Source organism: Verrucomicrobiia bacterium (assembly GCA_035460805.1).
GTDB lineage: Bacteria > Patescibacteriota > UBA1384 > CAILIB01 > CAILIB01 > DATHWI01.
The window spans coordinates 1-5,586 of record DATHWI010000077.1 but is presented as its reverse complement, the minus strand read 5'-3'; the positions used below and the strand labels follow the sequence as shown (position 1 = coordinate 5,586).

General features: G+C 53.4%; 1 protein-coding gene. It reads left to right on the top strand.

Annotated features, from left to right (window positions below; all coding sequences use genetic code 11):
* Positions 1–12 precede the first annotated feature (12 nt).
* The coding region (locus VLA04_02805) for a hypothetical protein (protein HSI20610.1) at positions 13–5,586 on the top strand (5,574 nt) is incomplete at its 3' end.

The window sequence follows — 5,586 nt, the reverse complement described above, 5'->3', positions numbered from 1 at the left end:
CAGATTTCCTTCATGAGTAGTGCTTCAGGTGAAAAAGTGCTGCTTGATGCTAAGGGCGGTCAAACTGCAACTTTCTCCGGTAGTCGTATTAGTTCGACTGGTTCTCAGAACCAAGGTTTTGTGGTTGACCTTGACTACAATGCTGTCTCTAACTTTGATACCTTCTCCATCCGTGCAAACGGTGGTTCCGGTGTGGGTACCACCCGCTTCAACCTCACAAATGCCGGCGATGTTGGCATTGGTACGGGGACCACGACGCCGAATGCCCGTGTAGATATTCAGGGCTCGGGTAGCACGAGCGGTACGTATGCGCTACATGTCCAAAACTCTTCCAATACTGCATTGCTGACGGTTCGTAACGACGGATTGGTAACAGTGGGAAATGGACTGACCATTACTGCGGGCGGCATTACTGTTACGGCCGGGGGCATCAACGCTAACGCCACGGGTATTACCAATGCTGGTGCCATTTCCGGCGCAACAACTATTGATGCAACTGGGGCTATTACTACCACCGGGAAAGTTGCAGGTGCTGCAACAACCGGAACTAACACCAACTCGGCAATCTCTGGTGTTGCCTCTAGTACGGGTTACGGTGTCTATGGTTCCGCGGTAGGTGGCCGGGGTGTGGCCGGTGTTGAAACTACGGGTTACGGTGTCTACGGCCAAGCAAGTTCTGGTACATCTGTGTATGCTCACAACACAACCACGGGTGTCGCCCTTTACGGCCAGGCTTCACGTGGTACACCGTTGAGCGTTACTCAGAACTCTACCTCTACCACCAATGTTACTAACCATGTAGCTTCCATTACTCGAACAGTTACTCCAGACGCTACCTTTGGTATTTCTGGTGACCTCATCTTCGGTAACGATGCTGGTTCTGTTTCCGGTGGTGGCACACGCACGGGTAACTTGCTACGTCTGCAGGACAACGGAACCGACAAGTTTGCCGTTACTTTGGCAGGAAACGTTGCCAATGCCGGTACCTTGGTTTCTACCGGCGCAATTACCGCTTCCGCAGGTCTTACTGTAACTACGGGTGGTCTTACCGTTTCCGCTGGCGGCATTACTGTAACGGGTAACTCAACAATTACCGGGACACTCAGTGGTATTACTACGCTGACTGCTACTGGCGCTACTACCCTTTCAAGTACAGGCGGTGTCGCTACAACGATTGGTAATGCGACCGGTACCTTCCAGCTTGATTCAACAGCCCTAGATGTAAGTACTGCGGGTGCAGTTTCAGGCGTTACTACCCTTGGACTTTCTGGTGCAATTACCGGTGCTACCGCTACGAACACCATCAACGGAATTGTCATTAATGGTGGAAACATTACCACGGGTGCCTGGCAGGGTACTGCAGTGGCTGATACATATGTAGCCGATAACCTTACCCTTGATGCTACTGCCTCTGTGCAGTGGACTGCACTGGCTGGATATCCAGCCGCTTGTTCTGCTGGGTCGGGTGTTTCAACAATCGGTGATACCCTGACGTGTACCGCTTTTAACACGGATACGGTCATTACTCTGCAGGACGCATATAACGCTACCTCTGGTAACAGTATTGCCACTACTGATGCGCGTGATCTGACTATTACCCTAGCCGATACTGCGACAGACTCTAATCTCTTGGTAAATATCGCGACAAGTTCTGGCGGTAAGTTTGCCGTTCAGGCTGCTGGCACAGACCGCTTCCGTGTCACTTCCAGTGAGAACCGCATTCTTTCGAACGGTTTGATTATTGATACCGGTGGCCTGACGGTTACTGCAGGTGGCGCAACGGTTTCCGCCGGAGGCATTACTGTGACAGGGAACTCCACAATCACCGGTACCCTTGGTGGACTGACTGGTCTAACAGTCGCTTCGGGTGGCGCCTCAATTACGGGTAACTCAACAATCACTGGCACCCTTGGTGGCCTAACTGGTTTGACTGTTGCTTCAGGTGGAGCTTCCATTTCCGGTGGCCTTAATAACAACTCTGGCAACATCACCAATGCTGGCGATATCACCGGTGTAGGAACTAGCATTACCGGTGCTGCCGGTGTGACTTTGCAGGCAACTGCGGGTACCCTTGGTCTCGTTGCTACCAGTACGAATGTGATTACTGCCTCAACTAACGGCACAGAGCGCTTGCGCATCGGTAGCTTGGGTAACGTAATGATTGGCACTACTCAGCGGCCATCTGTACTCACCGTTGCCCAGCCGGCAGACTATGCCATTGCAGGTACCACTACTACCAACGCCAGCACCACCATCACAGGTAGTGGTACAGCCTTCTTAACTGAAGTAGGTCTTGGTGACCGCATCGCCCTTTCTTCTGCCTCTAGTACCTTTGCCTATGTAACTGCCATTGCTTCCAACACCTCCCTTACTGTCAGTGCCGCTTTGGGTGACGGAACATCGCAGACCATGACAGTGCGCAAGGCTTCATTCCGTACCATGGATAGTGCGTCTGCTGCTACTCAGCTGGTAGTTACGGGTACTTCTGACATTGGTATTGGTACCAATGCCCCGTCATCTAAGCTCCATGTCATTAAGTCGGGTACATACAACAGTGAAGGCGCTTCGGGTATTAGGATTTGGGATACCACTTCTGGTACGGTCAGCCTTGCCTTTGGTGTAGATGCTGCCAACAACATTGGGTATATCCAATCAATGAACCCTAACGTTTCTTGGACTACCAAGGCACTGGTAATGCAGGGTAATGGTGGTAGCGTTGGTATCGGCACAATCACCCCAGGTTCTGCACTCCAGGTGAATGGAGGTGTGGCAATTGGGTATAGCTCTTCAACGGCAGCTGCTACCAATGGCCTGCGTGTCGCGGGCACCACAACCTTGGATACTGCCCTTACCGTTTCTGCGGGTGGTGCAGCAATCACCGGTAACTCCACTATCACCGGTACCCTTGGTGGCCTAACTGGTTTGACGGTAGCTTCCGGCGGAGCTTCCATTACAGGCAACTCTACTATTACCGGTACGCTTACCGGCATCACCACTCTGACCGCCACTGGTGCCACAACTTTGGCATCAACCGGTGGAGTAGCTACAACAATTGGTAATGCAACAGGTGCTTTCCAGCTTGACTCCACAGGGGTAGACATCTCCACCGCTGGTGCAATTTCCAGCGCTACTACCCTAGGCCTATCCGGTGCTATTACTGGCGCAACCGCTACCAACACTATTAATGGTTTGGTGATTAACGGCGGTGCTCTAACGAGCGTCACCGGCATCACCTCAAATGGTGGCTACACCCAGTCGGGCGTTACGGCCAACACTCTTACTGGTGCTACTACCCTCTCGGCGGCTGGCACTGCACTTGCCGTTACGAACAACGCCACTATTGGTGGCACGCTTGCCGTTACCGGTACCGTTACTACGGGCACCATTAATGGCCAAACAATTTCTTCCTCTGCCAACCTCACCGGAACATTAGTAGTAGCGACTGGCCTTACTGTTTCTGCAGGGGGTATCACCGTTACAGGCAACTCCACTATTACCGGTACGCTTACAGGTGTTACAACCTTGACCGCGACCGGAGCTACAACATTGGCATCCACTGGCGGAGTGGCTACAACGATTGGTAACGCGACCGGTACCTTCCAGCTTGATTCAACTGCCCTAGATGTCACCACAGCAGGTGCTGTCTCTGGTGTAACTACCCTCGGACTCTCTGGTGCTATCACCGGCGCAACCGCCACCAATACCATCAATGGTCTTGTCATTAACTCCGGTGCGCTTTCCTCCATTACAAGCATTTCCGCTTCCGGTAACCTTACAACCACTGCGGGTGTTCTGAGCATCCAAGGGACAGGGGACAACTACTTTGCAGGCAACGTTGGAATTGGAAACGCAACACCTGCTTATAAGCTGGATGTGACCGGTGCGATCCATACCACCTCTGCTCTTCACATTAAGGATACTCAGCTTCAGAAACTCACCGGCAGTGCCCTGGGAGTAATGGACGGCCTGTACTATGGACGCACCAGGCTTGGTTCCGATGTCTACGATGAGCCACTCTACAACTTTGGCCAGGTTTGGACTGCCCGCGACTCAAGCCGTGGATGGAGGCAGGTTGCCATGTCTGCAGATGGCTCAATCATGACCGCTGTTGGAAGTGATGGTGTCTATACTTCTTCCGACTTTGGCGCAACGTGGACGTTGCGTAACGCCACAGGTATGGTCCCAATTGCCATGTCCGCAGACGGAATGTATCAGACATCTGCCGTATACGGAGGTCAAATTTATACCTCTACTGACTATGGTGTGACCTGGACTGCCCGCGACTCTGCTCGTTCTTGGTATACCGTTGCCATGTCCGCAGATGGTTCTCGCCAAGCGTCCCTTAACCGCGCACCTGGCTACCTTTACACCTCGTCCGACTACGGTGTGACTTGGACGCAGCGGGGCACCTCTCGCCAGTGGCACTCAATTGCTATGTCTGCGGATGGTAAGTACCTAACCGCGACTTCAGACACTTCTTCTTCCGATGGCATCTACACCTCTTCCGACTATGGTGTAACCTGGACTTCCCGCGACTCTAGCCGTTTCTGGCAGGGTGTGGCGATGTCTGCGGATGGAGCACGACAGACGGCGGTTGTATCGAGCGGACAGGTCTACACCTCTACCGACTACGGTGTCACCTGGACTGCCCGCGACTCAAGCCGTAGCTGGAGAAGGGTTGCCGTATCTGCAGATGGTGCACGCCAAGTGGCTACGGTGCAGTCTGGCACTATGTACACCTCTTCCGACTACGGTGTCACCTGGACAACCCGTGACTCAAGCCGCCTATGGGAAGGTGTTGCGATGTCAGCGAATGGTTCCTACATGGCAGCAATTGTGAACTCGGGCCAGATTTATACGTCCATCGCAGAAAAGACCTCGCAGATGGCCAGCCTGCTCATTAATCCTTCCTCTGCTTACAGTGGCAACTTGCTGACAGTTTCCACCAACGGTACGGCTCGCCTTACTGTTGCCAACAGCGGTGCAACTACTATTTCCGCTGGTGGTCTGACCATTACGACGGGTGGCCTTGTTGTTTCCGCTAGTGGTGCGGCCATCACTGGTAACTCCACTATTACTGGTACACTCGGTGGCCTAACCGGACTTACAGTCGCCTCCGGCGGTGCGGCCATCACTGGCAACTCTACGATTACGGGCACCCTCGGTGGTTTGACAGGTTTGACTGTTGCTTCTGGTGGCGCAGCCATTACCGGCAACTCCACCATTACCGGTACCCTTGGCGGACTAACTGGTCTAACCGTTGCATCGGGTGGTGCCTCAGTTACAGGTAACTCTACAATCACGGGTACACTTGGTGGCGTTACAACTTTGACCGCAACCGGTGCGACAACCTTGGCATCAACTGCTGGTGTTGCCACTACGATTGGTAACGCAACGGGTGCTTTCCAGTTAGATTCCACCGCTTTGGACGTTTCTTCTGCTGGCGCACTTTCCGGTGTTACTAGCCTTACGCTCTCCGGCGCAGTTTCAGGCGGTACTAGCTTCACTGGCTCTGGGTCCGTTACTTCAACGGCTACTTCGGCTGCCTTTGTCGCCAACTCTGCTACGGCCACTGCCCTTCAGGCC